The 18,540-nt window shown below is 64.9% G+C and carries 15 protein-coding genes; 7 read left to right on the top strand and 8 right to left on the bottom strand.

All coding sequences use genetic code 11. The annotated features are described in order from the left end of the window. The first annotated feature begins 1,062 nt into the window (after positions 1–1,062). The 4 genes from GobsT_RS13955 to GobsT_RS13940 all read left to right on the top strand — a co-directional run bounded on the left by GobsT_RS13955 (position 1,063) and on the right by GobsT_RS13940 (position 4,144). The gene (locus GobsT_RS13955; RefSeq protein ID WP_010048740.1) at positions 1,063–1,950 is read left to right on the top strand and encodes a ThuA domain-containing protein; all 888 of its coding nucleotides are present in this window, start codon (positions 1,063–1,065) and stop codon (positions 1,948–1,950) included. An 83-nt stretch (positions 1,951–2,033) separates the two neighbouring features. Further along, positions 2,034–2,414 carry a hypothetical protein gene (locus GobsT_RS13950; protein ID WP_148087734.1) on the top strand — a complete coding sequence of 127 codons (381 nt, stop codon included), beginning with the start codon at positions 2,034–2,036 and terminating at the stop codon, positions 2,412–2,414. 314 nt (positions 2,415–2,728) lie between these two features. Then, positions 2,729–3,325, top strand: coding sequence for an acyl carrier protein phosphodiesterase (locus GobsT_RS13945; RefSeq protein WP_420811300.1), 597 nt, complete (start codon positions 2,729–2,731; stop codon positions 3,323–3,325). A gap of 81 nt (positions 3,326–3,406) precedes the next feature. Next, complete coding sequence (locus GobsT_RS13940; protein ID WP_010038300.1) at positions 3,407–4,144, top strand: DUF7873 family protein; 738 nt, start codon at positions 3,407–3,409, stop codon at positions 4,142–4,144. Positions 4,145–4,230: 86 nt separating this feature from the next. Here the strand turns inward: GobsT_RS13940 and GobsT_RS13935 are convergent, their stop codons facing one another. The 7 genes from GobsT_RS13935 to GobsT_RS13905 all read right to left on the bottom strand — a co-directional run bounded on the left by GobsT_RS13935 (position 4,231) and on the right by GobsT_RS13905 (position 12,242). After that, on the bottom strand, positions 4,231–4,962 hold the full coding sequence (locus tag GobsT_RS13935; RefSeq protein WP_010038299.1) for a c-type cytochrome domain-containing protein: 732 nt from the start codon (positions 4,960–4,962) through the stop codon (positions 4,231–4,233). Positions 4,963–5,146: 184 nt separating this feature from the next. Continuing rightward, positions 5,147–5,461 (bottom strand): hypothetical protein, encoded by a 315-nt coding sequence (locus tag GobsT_RS13930; protein WP_010038297.1) that lies wholly within the window; start codon positions 5,459–5,461, stop codon positions 5,147–5,149. 407 nt (positions 5,462–5,868) lie between these two features. After that, the gene (locus GobsT_RS13925; RefSeq protein WP_010038296.1) at positions 5,869–6,087 is read right to left on the bottom strand and encodes a hypothetical protein; all 219 of its coding nucleotides are present in this window, start codon (positions 6,085–6,087) and stop codon (positions 5,869–5,871) included. Positions 6,088–6,245: 158 nt separating this feature from the next. Beyond that, complete coding sequence (locus GobsT_RS13920) at positions 6,246–7,517, bottom strand: MFS transporter (RefSeq protein ID WP_010038295.1); 1,272 nt, start codon at positions 7,515–7,517, stop codon at positions 6,246–6,248. A 479-nt stretch (positions 7,518–7,996) separates the two neighbouring features. After that, positions 7,997–9,250: an MFS transporter gene (locus GobsT_RS13915; RefSeq protein WP_010038294.1), complete on the bottom strand. Its 1,254-nt coding sequence runs from the start codon at positions 9,248–9,250 to the stop codon at positions 7,997–7,999. Positions 9,251–9,380: 130 nt separating this feature from the next. Then, complete coding sequence (locus GobsT_RS13910) at positions 9,381–10,169, bottom strand: SH3 domain-containing protein (RefSeq protein WP_010038293.1); 789 nt, start codon at positions 10,167–10,169, stop codon at positions 9,381–9,383. Between the two features lie 315 nt (positions 10,170–10,484). Next, entirely contained in the window at positions 10,485–12,242 is a 1,758-nt protein-coding gene (locus GobsT_RS13905; protein ID WP_010038291.1) for a DUF885 domain-containing protein, read from the bottom strand. Between the two features lie 188 nt (positions 12,243–12,430). On the opposite strand from GobsT_RS13905, the gene GobsT_RS13900 reads away from it, so the two are divergent. After that, a complete protein-coding gene (locus GobsT_RS13900) occupies positions 12,431–13,543 on the top strand; it encodes a hypothetical protein (RefSeq protein ID WP_010038290.1) in 1,113 nt (370 codons plus the stop codon). Between the two features lie 2 nt (positions 13,544–13,545). Here the strand turns inward: GobsT_RS13900 and GobsT_RS13895 are convergent, their stop codons facing one another. Beyond that, entirely contained in the window at positions 13,546–13,821 is a 276-nt protein-coding gene (locus GobsT_RS13895; protein WP_010038288.1) for a hypothetical protein, read from the bottom strand. A gap of 184 nt (positions 13,822–14,005) precedes the next feature. Here GobsT_RS13895 and dcuC point away from each other — a divergent pair, with 184 nt between their 5' ends. Continuing rightward, complete coding sequence (gene dcuC / locus GobsT_RS13890; RefSeq protein WP_010038287.1) at positions 14,006–15,364, top strand: C4-dicarboxylate transporter DcuC; 1,359 nt, start codon at positions 14,006–14,008, stop codon at positions 15,362–15,364. Between the two features lie 55 nt (positions 15,365–15,419). Beyond that, on the top strand, positions 15,420–18,320 hold the full coding sequence (locus GobsT_RS13885; RefSeq protein ID WP_010038286.1) for an FAD-binding and (Fe-S)-binding domain-containing protein: 2,901 nt from the start codon (positions 15,420–15,422) through the stop codon (positions 18,318–18,320). The last annotated feature ends 220 nt before the right edge of the window (positions 18,321–18,540 follow it).

Raw genomic sequence — 18,540 nt, 5'->3', positions numbered from 1 at the left:
ATCCGACAATTCGCAAACCCGTCGTCAACCGTTCGACGGGAAACCGACCGACTGTTGCCAACCCCTCCGCGACACCTGCGGCGCGCTCGTTTGGCACCTCAACCCAATCGATCTCCCGGTATGGCGAGCCCGCGGTCAGCCCGAAGTCGCCCAGGCAGGATCGCAGCAGCGCCTGCGGGGGCGGAGGAGGCTGGTAGAGAATGCGGTCGGACCGGACGAACTTCCATGCCATGCGGCCGACCCTCAACTCACCGAGCGCCCTAAACAGCTTTCGCCACTTGGCGTCGCTCATGTGGCACGCGCACGCCGTAGCGATGAACGCGTCCATCCGTCGCTGAAACTCACGCCAGTCGGTTTCGTCCTTCCGTATCACGCCAACGCCCTCCGCGTTCAAATGGGTTGCTCACCACTCCAGCCGGACACGTTGCGACAAACATTAGCCGGTAACTCGTACTGAACGGACAATACGCCGCCGGGACCTCCGTGCCATCTGGTCTTTAGGGTACTGCGCTGTTGGGCGGCCTTGGCGGTGTTCGGGACTTCAACCGCACCGTTCGCGCTTCGGTGGGTCGCCGACTGGACGTTCGCTGCCGGTGGACTGGTCCGGAGCTACCACTTCGCTGGGTCGTCGCTACCCACGAATCACAGGCTTCGGACCGGGATACGACACCCGCGGATGCTTCGAGATCGGCCCCGGATGCGTCAGCATGGCAGGAGGTAGCAATATGTTCCGCAGCAACTTACGAAGCGTGGCATGCGCGCAAGTGGTTTCGGGTTTGGATCGGAACGCGGTGTCGGGTGGTCCGTTTTGCGTGGTTCGAGGGCGGAGAAATGCCGCGAGCGGGAAGTAGTGGGAGGAAAACCCCGATGTGTCGCCGAATTGCCCGATGGTGGTTCTGCGGCCCAAAAGATCGGCTCACACCAGCCGAAGCAATACTGACGGCCCGCCTGCGGCCCGCGGCCAGTTGTTCTGAAGGGCTTGGGGATAGGTTTCCGCTCCGCACGCGATTACAATCCGCGTGTCGGCCTGCCGTTCACCTTTCCCACCTGCGGAGTCCCGTCATGCGGAGAATCGCGTTCCTCCTCGCCGTCGTCGCCCTGTGCGGTGCCGGTTCCGTTGCCCAGAGCGCCGATAAGAACAAGCGGCTGCTGCTGGTCACGCACAGCGGCGGGTTCATTCACGGGTCCGTTGGCACCGCCGAAGAGGTGCTGAAGGCCATCGGGCCGGCGAGCGGGTTCGATGTCACCTGCTGGCGGTTCACCGGCGACCCCGACGCACAAGACAAGAGTGGAAAGACGGCGCTACAGGTTTACAGCGACCGGTTCCGGGGCGCGACCAAGTTGCCCGTTGAGAAAGAGAACTGCGGGCGGATCAACAAGGAGACGCTCAAGAACTTCGACGTGGTGCTGTTCTTCACAACCGGCAACCCGCTGACAAAGGCCGAACTCACCGACCTGCGCGAGTGGGTGAAGGCCGGCGGCGCCCTCTGCGGCACGCACTGCGCCACCGACACGCAGTACACCGACACCGTTTACGGCGACCTGATCGGCGGGTACTTCAAGGGGCACCCGTCGGGGTTGCAGAAGATCAAGGTGAAGGTCGAGGACCCGAAGCACCCCGCCGCCGCCGGCTTCACCAACGGGATGGACTACCAGGACGAGATGTACATCTTCAAGGACGCCCCGTACTCGCGCGAGCGGTTGCACATCATCTTCAGCGTGAGCGATTGGACCAACACCAAACTGCCCGGCAACCTCGTCCGGAAGGACGGCGACTACGCGATCGCGTGGTGCCGCGAAGAGGAGAAGGGGAAGGTGTTCTACACGTCCTTCGGGCACGACCCGAAGGTGTGGAAGGACGAGAAGTTCCAGTCCCACCTGTTCGGCGGGCTGCGGTGGGCGACCGGTCAAGCGAAAGGCGACGCCACCCCGAGCGGCGCGAAGAAGTAAGAGGCCGGCTCCGGCGAGCCGCTCGCGACCTCCGTTCCAGTCCCGTTTCGTTGAGGCTACGTATGTTCAGCGGCGAGGAATCGGTGCGAATCCGTTCGTCCAAGCCCGAGGCCGACTTGGAAGAGGCCGTGCGCGACGCCTTCGACCGGGTGGGCCGGGTCAAGTTCTTCTCCCGCGGCGAGTTCGAGGTGCGGGCCTCGCGGTTCCAGGGCACGTTCGTGGAACCGCGGATCGACGGGAAACTGTCGCGCGGGCGGAAAGACGGCGAGTGGGTGCTGACGGTCGATTACCGGGTGGCGCCCTCCGTCACGTGCTGGGTGCTGCTGGTACTCGGGGTGTTCTTCCTGTTCCTGCTGAGACTGTTGCTGCTGCTGATCCCGTACACCACCAAGGGCGAGATGCAGCGGGTGTTGTCGAACGCGGTTCGCGACGCGCGCGACAACATCGAACGCGAGGGGGACTGACACTCTGGTGCGTTTTGTTTCTTCATCCACGGCCCGGTCGTTGGCTACTGTCTCTGCTGCCTTTGTGGCACAGACATTCCTGTCTGTGCGACGCGGGAAGGCCGCACAGACAGGAATGTCTGTGCCACAAGGAGCAGACGCAACCAGTCTGATCGCCGATCGGCGTTCCGGCCTGGATCGCGAAGACAGACCGCCATCCGGATCGGGTATCAGAGTCAGACGCCAGTGTTTACGCGGTTCCGTGCCGTGTGACATCAGCCGTATAGCGTCGCCGCTTCTGGCGTCGGTTTCCTGATCTCAACCACGGCGTATTTGTGAACTTTCTGGCGCATTTGCATTTAGCCGACGGTGATGCGGGCGACATGACCGGCGGCATCGCGGCCGATTTCGTGCGGCACCCGGACCTAGCGGCACTGGCCCCGGACGTGCTGCGCGGGGTCATGCTGCACCGGGCCGTTGACGGGTTCACCGACCGCAACCCGATCACCCTCCGCAGCATCAGCCGCATCTCCCGGGAGTTCGGCTGGTTCTCCGGGATCGTTATCGACATCTACTACGACCACATCCTCGCGCGCGACTGGCGCACCTACAGCGCGGAATCGCTGAGGGCGTTCGCGACCCGCAGTTACGCGGTGCTGGAAGACCGACACGGCGCGCTGCCCGGGCACGCACGCGACTTCATCCGCACATTCATCGATCAGGACCGGTTGAACCTTTACGCCACGCGCGAGGGGATTCAAGACACCCTGGCGCGGGTGTCGCGGGTGATCGCCGAACGGATTCCGAACCGCGCGATGTGGCTGCCCGACGCGATGCCGCTGCTCGTCGCACGCGACGCCGACTTGGCCGTGGACTTCCACGCCTTCTACCCCGAATTGATTGCGTTCGCCGCCGAGCAGAAGGCGCGCTGACCGCGGCCCGGCGAACCTCGGTGTGCCGGGCGTGTCTTCGTCTCAGACTCATTATCAAACTCACAGCCCGATTCGCAGACCATGCCCAAACTGAACCAGATCAACGCCGTCGTCACCGCACGCAAGGGCGAGGCCGAGAAGCACGTCACCGAGTTGTACAAACTGATCCAGAAGGAACAGCTCTTCACGGGCCGGGAGCGGACGTACCGCCCGCTCGACGAAGTGAACGGGCAGAAGCTCCCGCCCGAAAGCCAGCGCGTCCAGCAGCGGGCCGACGACCTGGTTCGTCAGGCGCGCGAGAAGTGGACGGAGCTGTGGAACCTCGTGTTCACCCAGGACACGGGGAACCAGTCGGCGCGGGCCGACATCGTTGTGGACGGCAAGGTGATCCTGGCAAACGTACCGGTCACCACGCTGCTGTTCCTCGACAAGCAGGTGAACGACCTCGAAACCTTCGTGTCGAAGCTCCCGACCCCGGACCCGGCGGAGGAGTGGGTACACGACCCAAACACCGGCCTGCTGCGGAGCAAAGCGACCGAGTCGCTACGCACCAGCAAGGAACCGACGGTGATCGTGAAGTACGAGGCGACGAAGGAGCACCCGGCTCAGACGGAGCTGTTCACCAAGGACGTGCCGGTCGGGACCTGGACGCAGATCGTGTACAGCGGCTGCATCGCCACCGACCGCAAGAACGCGATCCTGGCCCGGGTGCGGAAGCTCCAAGACGCGATCAAGGTGGCGAAGGAGCAGGCGAACCTGCTGGAGGTGGAACGCCAGAAGGCCGCCGAGGCGCTGTTCGCGTTCGTGCTGGGTGAGTGACCTCGGTCACATGCTTCTAGAACCGGGTTGCGGTGCCATCAAGGGCAGCAACCCGGGAAGAACAGGTGGAACCACTCCGGTCGGCGTCAGCGCCGACGACGAACCGTGCGGCGTGGCTTGGCGCCGCCGGCGATCCAATCGTGAATCAGCTTCAGTTCCTTCTCGTTCGGCCCTGGCTTCCCGTCCGGCGGCATGGTCGCGTCGGGCGGTTTCATGGACAGGTAAAGCGGACTGTTCTCAGGGTCGCCGGGTTTGACGATCGCGCCACCCGTCCCGCCCTTCAAAATGGCTGCGGCGGTGCGCAGGTCAACGCCGGCCTTCGGTTTGCCGGCAGCCCCGTGACAGTTGTTGCAGTAGGACCGGAAGATCGGTTCCAATTCCTTGAACGCGACGGGCTTTGCGTTGACCTTCTTTGGCTCGGGCTCTTTCTTCTTGGGAGCGGGTTCCGGCTCCTTCTTTTTGGGCTCGGGCTCCGGTTCTTTCTTTTTGGGTTCGGGAGTCGGCTCCGGTTCCTTTTCCTTCTCCTTGGGCATTGGTTCGGGTTCGGGCTCCTTGGCTTTCGGCTCGGGCGTCGGAGTAATCGGCGGCTTTACGACCGGCGTCGCCTGCGCCGTGGACCGTTCCGGATCTTTCTTGGCCTCAACGATTTCGACCTTGGGTCTGTTCGCACCGGCCCACACGCCGAAGCTGAACCCGATGAGGGCCAGCCCGGCGTAAAGCGAGCCGAAAAACCACTGCCCGTTTGTCGAAAGGGTGTTACGGGGGAGCGGAACTTCGTCTTCCGGATCGAAATCGCGCGGGGCGCGTTTGCTCGCCATAGGGTGCCCGGTGCGGGAGGTGTGCAATCCGGCGGGGCCGGTGGTGCTCGGGTCAACTCGATCTTAGCTCAGACAAAGCGGCGCGGCCAAGAGTTTCCGAGAGGCGAAATGCAAAGAAGCCCCGGTGTCCCGGGGCTTCCTTTCTCGACTGGAACTGGATTGAGAACCTGTGTTCCCACGCGCGCTAATCGGCCTTCTTCGCCTCGACACGAACCACCATCACCTTATCTTCCTTCTTCTCGGTGACCACCTTCACGCTGGACCCCGGCTTCAGATCCTCGACCTTACACTCCTTGCCGTCACACGTCACTTTCGCGCTGGCGGGGATGGTGTGCGTGTGCTCGTGCTTGCCGTCCTTGTCGGTCATCGTCAGCTTGCCGGCCTCGGCCTTAACCACTTTGCCCTCATGGGTGCCCGGTTTGGTGTCTTCCGCTTGAATGGGGTTGAAAGCGAACACCAGAGCCGCGACCGCAGCCAGGGCGAACGTGCGACGAAGCATAGCGAGCCTCCGTGGAGATGGGAGAAGCGTTTCCGGTTATCAGGCGGGAACGGGAGGCTGGTGTGAGCAACCGGCGCGCCGTCTGGCGTCAGGCCGCCAGCGTCACACGGGCGGTCCGCAGAGCAATCCGATAGTCCCGACGCCGGTGGCGTCGCACCGGTGCCTGGTGAATCGTTGCCGCCCGGCTTGAGACAACCGCCGATCGGGACGACGTTTGGGAGGACCGGCCTTTGCGGACGATTTTAATGGTGCAGCGAGCAAGCGCGACGATCTGAAACAGCATGCCCGCGGCGATTACGGCTTGAAGGGTGAGTGCGAGAGTCTGGGTCCACATGGCGTTGGCTGCCTGCGATTGGGGGTCGCGTGAGTAACGCCCGCTCGCAGGCAACTTGCGCCGACTCTCGTTGTTAGCGACTGCCGGCCACAAGGGCGCCGCGCGTCTTTTCGGCAGCGGTTCTTGTCGCTTCGCCCGCAGCAACTTGGGAACCACCCTCCGGGGCCGTAGCGGCGTGGGCGTCCGGGAAGAACTGAGGGGTGACGAGGTGCGGCACGATTCCGTTCACCAGCCCGAAAATCACACCGCACCCGACAAGGACCGAACACACGAACATGAGGAGCAGTTTCATGGAGAGTCCCTCCCGGTGAGCCACAGCGTTCCGGGGACATTATTCCCCACAAACGCGACTCACTAAGAAGCAATACCGGTGCCCGCCGCCGAGTTAATACGTCTTGAGTGAACCGGTAGCGGTCGGGAAAGGGATAGAAGCTGCGTGCCGCGGACGGGTCACCGTTTCTCGTCAGCTTGGGTGCGCGGCGCAGATACGCGTTCTGCCATCGGCCGGATGAAGAGGACGAGAGCGACGGAAATCACCGCCGCGCTGGCGAACACGCCGAAGATGACGTTCAGCGGCGTGTTCCGGTCGCGGAGCACGCCGAACCCCCAGTCTGCGAGTCCCCCGCAACTGATGCTGACGAGGTTCATGATGCCGTACCCGGTGGCGCGCAGTTCCGGTCGAACAATCTGGCACAGGATCGGCATGTTGTTGCAGTCGAAGAACCCCCAACCGAGGCCGAACAGCACCAGAAACGCGACCGCCACGCCGAGCGTGTCGGCGTTCCCGACGCCGAACATCGCCGGGATGATGAGACACATGCCGATTGCACTGACGTTGATTCGCCCGCGCTCGGTACGCCGCATCCAGCGGTCCGCTAGCCATCCACCAAGGAACGCGCCTCCGATTGCCGCTGCCTGCCAATAGATCGTGGCTGCGACCCCTGCCCTGCCCTGACCGATGCCGAACTGTTCCTTGAGGATGGCCGGCATCCAGTCCCGCACGACCCACCCCGCCAGGGCCGGAAGCGTGAAGTACAGCACCAAAAGCACGAACGAGACGTTCGTTAACAGTTCCTGAATTGCACGCACGGGAGAGAGACTCGCCTCGATCGGGGCGTCGGGCGGTCGCGGCGCGGCGCGAAGCAGCAGGACGAGGGGAACGGCGTACAGCATCCCGCACACGCCACAGGCGGTAAACGCGAGCCGCCAGCCCAGGTCGGGGGCGTCCGCCACGTAGCCCCCGAACCCGCCCGCGATCACCCCACAGTAGATCGCCATCTGGTGCAGGCCCACCGCCCGAGACCGTGTTCCGCGGGTGTGAAAGTCGGCAATGAGAGCGAGTGCCGCGGGGATGTAAAAGGCTTCACTGATGCCCATCAGCGAGCGCGCGACCAAGAGTTCGTTGAACGACGTGACGTGCCCGGTCGCCCACGTTACCGCGGACCACACGAACAGGCTGCCGCAAATGGTGAACCTGCGGCTGAACCGGTCCGCGACGAACCCGCCGACCGGACTGAGGAACGCGTACACCCACTTGAACTGCCCGAGCATGAAGCCCCAGTTTTCCTGGGTGGCGATATCGGGCACATCGGCCATAACCGAGAACTTCATCGACGAGAGCATTTGCCGGTCGAGGTAGTTGAGCAACGCGACCGGCCACAACAGCCCGACCGTCAACCATGCCGTGCGAGTGAGCGAGGGGGCGGGGGAGAGGAGCGACACGGTGGGACTACTCCTTCTTGCCAGGTTTGCTGAGCCCGCGGGGCCAACCCTTTTTCAGCTCCTCGAACGCGGCATCCTTGTGATATCGGCGAGTCGTCCCGCCTTCCTTTACGACGACACGTTCTTCCCTGCCGTGGCTCAAGCCATTCCACGCCTCACGATATGGCAGAGGTACTTGTTTAGCGCCTCGCCCGCTTGCGTTGCAGTTGGATGACGGCTGATCTGGTCAGGTCGTGATGTGAGTGAGCCCGTGCGCCTCAAATGTCGGGAACGGCTCCCGCGTCTGGCAGAAGATCGAAGCCCGAGTCGCGGAGTTATCCGAGGGGTTTGAAGAGCCCGTCAGCGTGGGCAAGTGACAAGCGGCCCGTTCTGCGATCCTGGTTGATGACACGCAGGTCGGCATCACGTCCATGAGCAACAGGTCTAAAACGTCGCCCGTGTGGCGCCAGATTCAAACCGGTGACCGTCTTACTCACGTTTCATTGATGCACCGGGTCGGACACGAGTCGGTCCGCCCTCCGCAAGGAGGGGAATAGCCACACCCACAACCCGGTCACAGCAAGGGCACCTGCGCCACCGAACACGACGGCGCCTACCGGCCCGAGGAACCGCGCCGCAACACCGCTCTCGAACTCACCCAACTCGTTCGACGCGCCGATGAACAGCGTCGAGACCGCCGACACGCGACCACGCATTCGGTCGGGCGTCACGATCTGCACGAGGCTCTGGCGCGTAAAGACGGATACCATGTCTGCGGCCCCCAAGACCGCCAGACACGCCACCGACAGCGGGAACGACCGTGAGTACCCGAACGCCAGCGTCATTAGGCCGAACATCGCGACGGCGGCGAACATTTTTAGTCCGATGTGCCGGCGGATCGGGCGGATGGAAAGAACACCGGCGGTGAGGAGCGCCCCGATGGCCGGCGCTCCTCGCAGCACACCGAACCCTTCCGGGCCAACGTGCAGAATGTCACGCGCAAATACAGGCAGAAGTCCGGTGGCTCCGCCGAGCAGGACCGCGAACATATCCAAGGAAATCGCACCCAGCACCAACTTATTGCCCCACACGTACGCGAGCCCCTCTTTGATCTGGGCGGCCCGCGACCGTCCGGGTTGAGTATCAGGGCGGGTGTTTGCCCGGATCAGCGACATGCACACAACCGCCGCCGCGTACAACCCCACGCTCACCACATACCCGAGTACCGGCGAAACAGCGCAGAGCACTCCACCGAGCGCCGGGCCGCTGATGTTCGCGACCTGAGCGACCAACGAATTTGTTGCGATCGCACGCGGCAACAGGTGGGAAGACACCAGCATGGGGCCAAGAGCGCTGGCTGCGGGCTGAAAGAATGCTCGCGCGCACCCGAACAGCGCCGCAAGCGCGAAAATCGGCCACAACCCGCCACTAAATTCGGACCGGATCGCGAGAGCCGCGGACGTGACGAGTTGCCCCAGGTAACACAACCGCAAGATCACGCGACGGTCGTGTCGGTCCGCGGTCTCACCAGCAACAAGAGCAAGACCGAATAGGGGAAGAAACTGAACCAGCCCAATCATTCCGACAACGAACGACGCCTCGACAACGCTCATGGTCTGCCGGGCGGTCTCGTACACCTCCCAGGCAATGACCACCGCCTGGGAAGTACTGGCGAGGACGGCGCAAAACCGCCCCGCGAGGAAAAACGTGTACGAACGGGTAAACAGCGTTCCGTCGGACGATCCCTGTGACATTCCCTGCATTTTAGGGAATGGATACCGAACAGGTTGTCGGACGGGCAAAACCTGCAACCTGCAGCAACAAAAACACCCCGGTCCAGAGACCGAGGTGTTGGGGACGTTTCATTCGTTACACGTTCCGAGATCAGTCGGACTTCTTACCACCGCTGAGGGCATCGCGGCGGCTCTTAAGGCTCTCGCTGGTCTTGATAGTCGAAGCATTGTCGTCGTAGGCAGACGGCATCAGGTTAATCTTCTCACGCTCAACCGCGAGCTTAGTCTTCAACTTCTGCATATCCTCTTTGATCCGGGCCAGCCGGGTGTCGTCGGTCTGGTACTTGCTTTCCATCTGCGCAAGTTTCACATTCGCCAGCTCGGCTTCCATCGCGTCGATGCTGTTCGCCAATTCGGACTTCTGGTTCTTCATCGCCTCGAGCTGCTTCTCAAGCGTGTCCCGCACCTTGATCCGGTTGGTCAGCAGCGACTCGTGCGCCACGATCGACTTCTTGTTGTTCTCCAATCGGACCAGCAGGCCGTCGAGATCGCGGCGGGCGTCGTTGAGCGGCACCGTGCGGTCACCGTAGGAAACCTGCTGGGTGTTCCCCTTCTCCGCCTTCTCCAGCGCCGCGTACCGGGCGTCGTAAGCCGCCAGATCCTTGTTCTGCTTGGCCGTCATCTCGTCGATCTTGGCAGTCAAGTTGACCACCTCCACCCGCTCCTTGGCGAGGTGGTTGATCAGCTTCCGGTAGTCGGCGTCGAGGTGCGACACCTCGCTCTTGAGGCGCTCGATCTCCTTCTCAGGCGGAATGCTCTCTTCGACGGTCTTACTGAACGAGCGGAACTCGGACTTGAGGTACGAGACCGCCTTGGTGCCGCCGAACGCTACGACGGCCACCGTGCCGATGACCCCCAGGATCACCATCTTCTTGAGCATTGCAGACCCTCACGTTGGAAGTTCCAGCCGGCCGTCCCGAACGCCGGGCTCCTGCCGTTCATACCAGATTGTTCGTACCCCGCGCGGCTGTATTTACTCCGATTCTACCCGATTTCGGTCTGCATCCATAATCCCGTTCTCCGGAATTTGCTGACATGCACCCAACCGTCACACCGCCGACAATTTAACGTCATTAGCGGGCGGCAGTTGCGCCAACCTGAGGTGTTTGGCGGGCAGGCGAGGCGGCGGACGTAGACCGCCCGCCGCTACTTCCCCAGTTCGAAGAGGTACTTGGCTGGAAGCGTGCCGCCCGGCCTACTTCACCAGTTCTGGCAGGTATTTCACCGGAAGCGTGCCGTGGCTCAGCACGTCCTCGTGGAACTTGCCCAGATCGAACGTGTCGCCCCGCTTCCGCTGCACGTTCTGGCGCAGGCGGTAGAAGGCGGTCCGGCCCACGAAGTAGGTCGAAAGCTGCGTGCTGCTCTGCTTCGCGCGGGCGATCTTACCCACCGCCTCCGCTTCCGTCTGGAACCCGCGCCCCACCAGCAACTCCAGCGCCTCCTCGTCGGTCAGGTTCGCGCAGTGCATCTTGTGATCGAGGATCGCGTTCAGCACGGCGCGGATGTAGAACTTGAGTTGGTGCAAGCGGAGCGACAGGTCACCGTCCCCGTAGCCCTGGTCGAGCATCATCTGTTCGGTGTAGACCGCCCAACCCTCCGCGAACGACCCCGACCACAGCACCTTGCGCACCAGGGACGGGTGACGGTTCGAGTACGCGAGCTGCACGTAGTGCCCCGGGTACGCCTCGTGGACCGTCAGGATCTGGAGCATCGCGGAGTTGTACTCGCGGAAGAACGTCTCCTGACGCGCCGGCGGCCAGTCCTTCGGCGGCGGCGCCACGGCGTAAAGGCTGTTCGCCTTCGGGTCCAGCGGCGGCGCCGGGTTAAGGTATGCGGCCGAGAATCCCCGCTGGAACTCGGGCATCGCGATGATCTGGCAGTTGTCCGGCTCGGGCAGCGTCAGGATCTTCTTCGCGCGGATGAAGTCCTTGATCGCTGCGACGGTCTTCCTCGCGTCCTCCACCAACGTGTCCGGTTTGCCGTGGTCCTTCCCGAGTTCGTCGAGGGCGGCTTTGATCGTGGCGCGGCGCCCAGCCTTATCATCGGGAGGGAGCGGCTTGTCTGTGAACAACTTGCTCCACAACTGCTTGGCTACGTAGTACATTTCCTGCTCGACGCGGTCGGCCTCGGCTTCGGCGATCTTGACCACCTCGTCGGCGGTCAGTCCGGCGTCGAGTTCCAGTTCGAGCTTCTTCGCGAACTTCTCCTTCCCGAGCCGCCACTCGCCCGTCGATTTCGGCAGCAGTTCCTTCTCGAGCCACTCCTGGTAGTCCTTGAGCGCCTTGACCGCCGCCTTGCACGGGGTGGCAAGGGGTTCGGTCCCGGGCGTTTCCTTGGCGAACTCGTAAATGTCCTTCTCGTAGAAGCTGATCGCGCCCAGGTTGCGTTTGATCGTCACCTCGGTGAGGATCTTCGGCGGGTTCTTCAAGCTCGCCTTCGCGGCCGCGACCACCTTCGGAATGTGCGCGATGCGCTTCGCCGCGTTCTCGACGTTCCGCTCGCGCGGCAGCGTCGATTGTGTCAGAAGAATGAACACGCTGTCGGAAATGAACTCACCATACGTCCGCGGGTCGTACTCGAAGCGGTTGTCGTTCTCGCTCGACCACAGCGCGTAGCGGAGGCTGTGGGTCCAGATCTCGTAATCGATCTGCGCGCCGCGCGACAGCTTCTTGAAGTCGATGTCCTTGGCGAGCGAGTCGAGCAGCGCCTTGGTGCGGCCGATGTCCTTCGCGCGGGCCTCCGGCGAGAGGTCGTCGAGTTGGTCGTCAAACTCGTGGCTGCCCTGCTGCGTGGCGAACGCCGGGTGCCGCCGAAACTCCTCGTCCAGGTAGGTTTGAAAGAGGTTCTTGAGCCGCACGTCTTCCGCAGCCGGTTGGGCGGCTGGTACGTCGGCGGGGGTAATCATGAGAACGGCCCCCAGGGGAACCAGTAACAGGAACGCAACGCGCGACATGGCGGCTCCGGAAACAAAACGAGCAGGTGCGATCGTTGTAGGCGCGTCGGCGGCGTTTGGTCCGTCAAAGGGAAGCGCCCCGGCCCAGAAGCTCCGCCGCCCCGGTTCGACTTCCGGGCGGCGCTGGGCTATGAGAGCAGCAGCAGCCGGGGTAAAAACGTACCGCCACTTCAAACACAGGTGACATCATGCGTGCGCTCGCCGCTTCGTTACTCCTGCTGGTTCTGGTCGGTTCGATCGGCTGCAAGCGCGGCCTGATCGACCGGCTCGACACCGCCGACGCCGGGGCCGGGAGCTACGCCCGCGTTGGCCCTCTCGGACTGGCTGTTGAATCCGTCCGGCACGGCAAGGTACGGGTCCGGGGAATGATGGGGCAAGAGGGCGAATCGAAGGACGACGTGTTCGTAATCAAAACGCGGTTCAAACTGCTCGACACGAGCATGCCCGTCAAGCAGCCCGCGATCCAACAGGACGGCGGCATCCAGTTCTCTTTCGGCGAGAACAAACTGCGCCTGATCGACGGCCAGGGGCGCGAGGCCAAACCGGTGGCCGCCTGGGGACTCGACGCGGTCAGCGCGCGCCGCACAGGCACAACCGTTCTCAACGCCGAGAACAGCGAATCGACCGACCTGCTCACGTTCGAGTCGATCCCCGGCGCAACGGGGGACCTCACCCTGGAGGTGCCGGCCAGCTACCAGCCCATGCAACCGAACGGGAACTATGCGATCCAGAAGAGCCCCGGGACGTTCAAAATCCGCATTCCGAAGGAAGTATGGGACGCTCAACCGCCCACGGTCGATGCCGGACCGGGGCGGTGGGCGACCGTCGGTCCCGTGAGCGTGAGCGTCGAGGGCGTCCGGCTCGGGAAGGTCAAGGTGCGCACGCTCCACGGCAACGGGGACTCGTCGGAAGACCTGTTGTGCGTCGCGGTGCGTGTAAAACTCGCGGACCCGGCCGCGCGGGTGAAGAAACCGCCGTTCGTGCCGAGCAGCATCGGAGCGGCGTTCGCCAACCCTGCTTTGGCGCTACGCCCGGCGCGGGGCGGCGAGCCCTACAAGGTGCTCACCTCGTTCGGGTTCGGCGAGGTGCTCGGGCGTCAGAGCCACGAGGCCGAATTGTCGGCCCAGCAACCCGAAGTGACCGACCTGATCACGTTCGAGGCGAAGGCCGCAGAGGCGGACGAGCTGATCCTGACGGTGTGGCCGAAATGGAAAGAGCGAAAACCCGATGGCACCTGGGCGGACACAAACTCAGAAGAAGACTTCCGGTTCCGCATCCCGAAGAGCATGTGGGCGAAATAGGCTCACGGCTCCTCGTCCGCCAGCGGCTGCCGCGAAACCGGCCGCACGGGCGTGTCCTTCCGGTTCCGCACAACGGGTGTGGAGGGGAACGCGTTCGACGAAGCGTCCGGTTGTGCCGCGACGTGCGCACTCACCGGCACCGACGGCACGGCCGCAGGCTGCACTTGCGATTGGGGTTCGGCCGATACCGGTTGCGCGGGCGGCTTCACCAGGAACACGGCCGCGAGGACAACGCCGACCACGCCAACGAGCATCCCGAGCTTCGCATCGTTCGTCATTCGTCCGCCCTGCGGCGTGAGTTGGGTACGCTGAACTATCCGCGACGATTTTGCGACCGGTCGGTTGACTTGAAGTAATTCGTGGGAAACGCTGTTCGCACCCCCGGCCCGCGCCGCAGATCGGGCACCGCCCGCACCGGCGTCATAACTTGACTTCCTTCGACCGACGGAAACGGACGACCCAATGACCTTCGCCGGCCTCCTCGCGCTGATCGTGGTCGTTGCGGCCGTGACGCTGGTCGTTCGGGGCTGGGACGTGCGGCTGGTGCTGCTCGCTGCGGCTCTAATCATCGCAAGCGCTGCGGGCGCCCCGTGGGTGGTGGTCAGCGAATTCCTGGCGACATTCTCCAATGAAAAGTTCGTCGTCCCGATCTGCACCGCGATGGGGTTCGCTTACGTCCTCAAGCATACCGGGTGCGAACGGCACCTCATCTTGCTGCTCGTCAACCCGCTCCGATACGTGCGCGGGCTCCTCGTCCCCGGCGTGATCGCCGTCGGTTTCGTCGTCAACATCCCGCTCGTGAGCCAGACCAGCACCGCGGTGTGCCTGGGCGCGGTGGTCGTGCCGCTGATGCGGGCCGCCGGGTACTCGATGGCCACCGTCGGCGCGTGCCTGCTGCTCGGCGCTTCCGTGGGCGGGGAGTTGCTGAACCCCGGCGCCCCGGAGCTGCTGACCGTTGAGTCCGTGACCAAGGTCCGCACCACCGTTCAGGCCGGGAGTTATCTGCCGCCGCTGGTGTTCACACAGTTGGCAGTCTCAGCCGGCGTGCTGTGGGCCATGAGCGTGTGGTGGGAGCGCCGGAGTGAGGGGCCGGCGGCCGCCGAACCGGCCGCCCCCCCGTCTCCGTCCCCCGAGCGCATCAGCCTGTTGAAGGCGTCCGTACCACTGGTCCCGCTGGTGCTGCTGTTCGCCGCGGCGCCGCCGTTCAGCGCGGTCGAGGTCCCCGCGGTGTGGGTAGTCGGCGACGCTCCCGGCGGTGCCCGCAACCCGGCCTATGGCAGCCGGCTCATCGGGCTCGCGATGCTGGTCGGGGTGCTGTGCGCCGCGGCGGCTGCGCCGGGGCGGTCCCGCGACTGCGTGAAGGAGTTCTTCGCGGGGGCCGGGTACGGGTTCACGAACATCATCAGCCTCATCGTCACCGCGAACTGCTTCGGCAAGGCGATCAAGGCCGCGGGGTTGGCGGACACGCTCGGCGTCCTCATCGCGGACGCGCCCCACCTGATGCTCCCGCTGGCCGCACTTGTGCCGCTCGCGTTCGCCGCCATCTGCGGGTCCGGGATGGCGAGCACGCAGAGCCTCTACGAGTTCTTTCACGGGCCGGCTGAGCGGCTCGGGCTCGACCCCGTGGCCATCGGCGCCCTGGTCTCGCTGGGCAGCGCCGCGGGCCGGACCATGTCGCCGGTGGCGGCGGTGGTGCTGATGTGCGGCACGCTGACCAACACGAACCCGTTCACGCTCGTGAAGCGGGTCGCCGGGCCGCTGCTCGCCGGCATCGTTGTTGTGATCGCGTTGCGACTGATCGGCCTCCTGAACCCGATCTGATTTTCGCGCCCCGCGGTTCCTGCCCTCCCCTCCCCCGGGCGCATACCCTGAGCGTATGGACTTCGCGACCGCACGCCGGGACTCGCTGGTCCGCTACCTCCGCCGGCACGTCAGCGGCGAGGTGCGGTTCGACGACACCTCCCGCCACCTCTACTCCACCGACGCCAGCCACTACCAGGTGCGCCCGCTCGGGGTCGTGCTGCCGCGGACCATCGACGATCTGACGGTGACGGTGCAGATCGCCGCGGAGCTGAACGTCCCGATCACCGCCCGCGGCGGCGGGACCAGCCTGTCGGGCCAGAGCATCGGGCCGGGCATCGTCATCGACTGCTCGAAGCACCTCAACGCGATCGGCGAGCTCGACGTTTCCGGCCGCCGCGTCCGCGTTCAGCCGGGGGTGGTGCTGGACCACCTGAACCGGGCGCTGGCGCCGCACGGGCTGATGTTCGGTCCCGATGTCGCGACCGCCAGCCGCGCCACCCTCGGCGGGATGATTGGGAACAACTCCGCCGGCGCCCGGTCGGTGGTGTACCGCCAGACCGTCGATCACGTGCGGTCGCTCACGGCGGTGCTCGCCGACGGCACCCGGGCCGAGTTCGGCCCGCTGTCCGAACTCGAGCACGAGCGCAAGATGGAGTTGCGCACGCTTGAAGGCGAAGCTTACCGCACCGCGGACCGTGTCGTCCGCGGGTGCGCGAACGAGATCCGTGCCCGCACGCCGGACATCGTGCGGAAGGTGTCCGGGTACAACCTCGCGGCCCTTGTTAAAGAGCCGCGCTCGCTGGTCCCTCTGTTGGTAGGCAGCGAGGGCACGCTGGCGGTCACCGCGGAGGCTGAACTCGCGCTGGTCCCGCGCCCCAAGCACCGCGGGCTGCTGGTGCCGCAGTTCGCGTCGCTCGGCGCGGCCCTCGACGCGCTTCAGGCGTGCCTGGAACTCGGCCCGTCCGCCGTCGAGTTGATGGACCGGATGCTGATCGACCTCGCCCGCGAACAGCGTTCCCTCAAGGACACGATGGCCGCGGTCCGGGGCCGCCCGGAAGCGCTCCTGATGGTCGAGTTCAGCGCCGACGACGCCTCCGACGTGTCGTACCGCGTCCACGAACTCCAGCGCCGGCTGGGCGCCTGCGCCGGCCTCACCGCGGTCGTCCCGGCACTGGACCCGGGGGTCCGCGATCCCCTTTGGGCGCTCCGGAGTTCGGCCGTCCCTCTGCTCTACGGGATGCCGAGCGACGCCAAACCGGTCACGTTCTGCGAGGACACGGCGGTGCGCCCCGAGCGCCTCCCGGAGTTCGCGGCGCGGTTCCGCGAGATCTTCCACCGGCACGGCACCGACGGCGCGTTCTACGGCCACGCGAGCGTCGGGTGCCTGCACATCCGCCCGGTGCTCAACATCCACGAGGCGAGCGGGCTCGCCGCCATGCGGAAGATCATGGAGGACGTGACCGACCTCGTGCTCGAGTTCGGCGGCAGCCTGAGCGGCGAGCACGGCGACGGGCTGGTGCGGAGCGAGTGGAACCGCAAGATGTTCGGGCCGGTGGTGTATGATGCGTTCCGTCACATCAAGCGCGGGTTCGACCCCGGCAACGTGCTCAACCCCGGCAAGATCGTGGACGCGCCGGCGATGGAAGCGGACATGCGCGTCCCGCCCGGAAAGGTGCCCGCAACCGACCCGCCCACGGTGCTCGATTTCTCCAGACAGGGCGGGTTCTTCCGCAGTGTGGAGTTGTGTAACGGGGCCGGCGTGTGTCGCAAGACGCAGGGCGGCGCGATGTGCCCGAGCTACCGCGCCACCAAGGACGAACAGGACACCACCCGCGCCCGCGCCAACGCCCTGCGCCTGGCACTCACCAACGACCCGCCCCGCAGCCGGCACGCCCCGATCGGACAGCGGTGGATTCTGGACGTAATGGACCTGTGCCTCTCGTGCAAGGCGTGTAAGTCCGAGTGCCCGAGCAACGTCGACCTGGCGAAGCTGAAGGCCGAATTCCTTCAGGCGTACTACGCGCGGCGCCCGCGCCCGCTGGGGCACCTGCTGGTGAAGCACGTTCACCGGTTGAGCCCGCTCGCGGCCCGCTTCGCGGGGCTGAACAACTGGCTCGCGCGGCGACCGCTCGTTCGGCGCGCGATCGAAGATCTCGCCGGCATCGACCGCCGGCGTAGCCTCCCCGAGTGGCACAACCACCACTTCCGGAAGTGGTTCACCCGGCGAACGGAATACGGCAAACGCGAGAGCGGTACGCGGGACGCTCGCCGGGTCGTCCTGCTCGACGACTGTTTCACCACGTACCAGGAGCCTCACATCGGGCGTGCCGCGGTCACGGTTCTGGAGCGCGCCGGGTACACGGTCGAACTGGCGGGCATCTGCTGCGGCCGGGCGATGATCTCGAAGGGGTTCCTCACCGAGGCCCGCGCCTTGGCTCGCGACGGCATCGCCAAACTCGACCACTTCGCGTCCAAGGGGATACCGATTCTCGGACTGGAACCGAGTTGCCTCCTGTCCCTCGCCGACGAGTGGCCGGAGCTGGTGCCCGGCGCCGCGGCCAAACGTGTCGCGGGAGCCGCCGAAATGGCCGACGCGTGGCTCGCCCGACAGGCCCGCGACAACGGGCTCGAACTCGCCGCCCCGACCTTCGCGGGCAAGGCGCTGCTGCACCCGCACTGCCACCAAAAGGCGCTCGTCGGTTCCAAGGGCACTCAGGACGCTCTGCGTTTGATTCACGGGCTTAACCTCACCACTCTCGACGCGGGATGCTGCGGAATGGCCGGCGCCTTCGGGTACGAGAAACAGCACTACGACATCAGCGTGAAAATCGCGAACCTCGAACTGGTGCCCGCGCTCGACGCGAACCCCGACGCGGTCGTCGTTGCGACGGGCACATCGTGCCGCCACCAGATCCGCGACCTCACCGGGCGGATCGCACGGCACCCGCTCGAAATGTTGGTTGGCGGGGAATGAGGCCGGAACGGTAACAAATCCCGTCTCGTTCGCTGGCCCTCTGTGAGCCGTGCGGTCGGCACATCGGGTCTTATCCCACCTCATTTCTCCCTCGGGGTCGTTCCGGAAGTTCGCGCCGAGCCGTACCTCCACCAATTTCGGGCCGCAAGCGTCCGGTCCCCATGCGAGCAGCGCAGCCTCTCGACGCAAAAAATTTCCACAAGTTACATCCCTAAAACAC

The organism is Gemmata obscuriglobus (assembly GCF_008065095.1).
Lineage (GTDB): Bacteria > Planctomycetota > Planctomycetia > Gemmatales > Gemmataceae > Gemmata > Gemmata obscuriglobus.
Note: the sequence above shows the minus strand (reverse complement) of the source record. Positions and strands in the feature narration are given on the sequence as shown.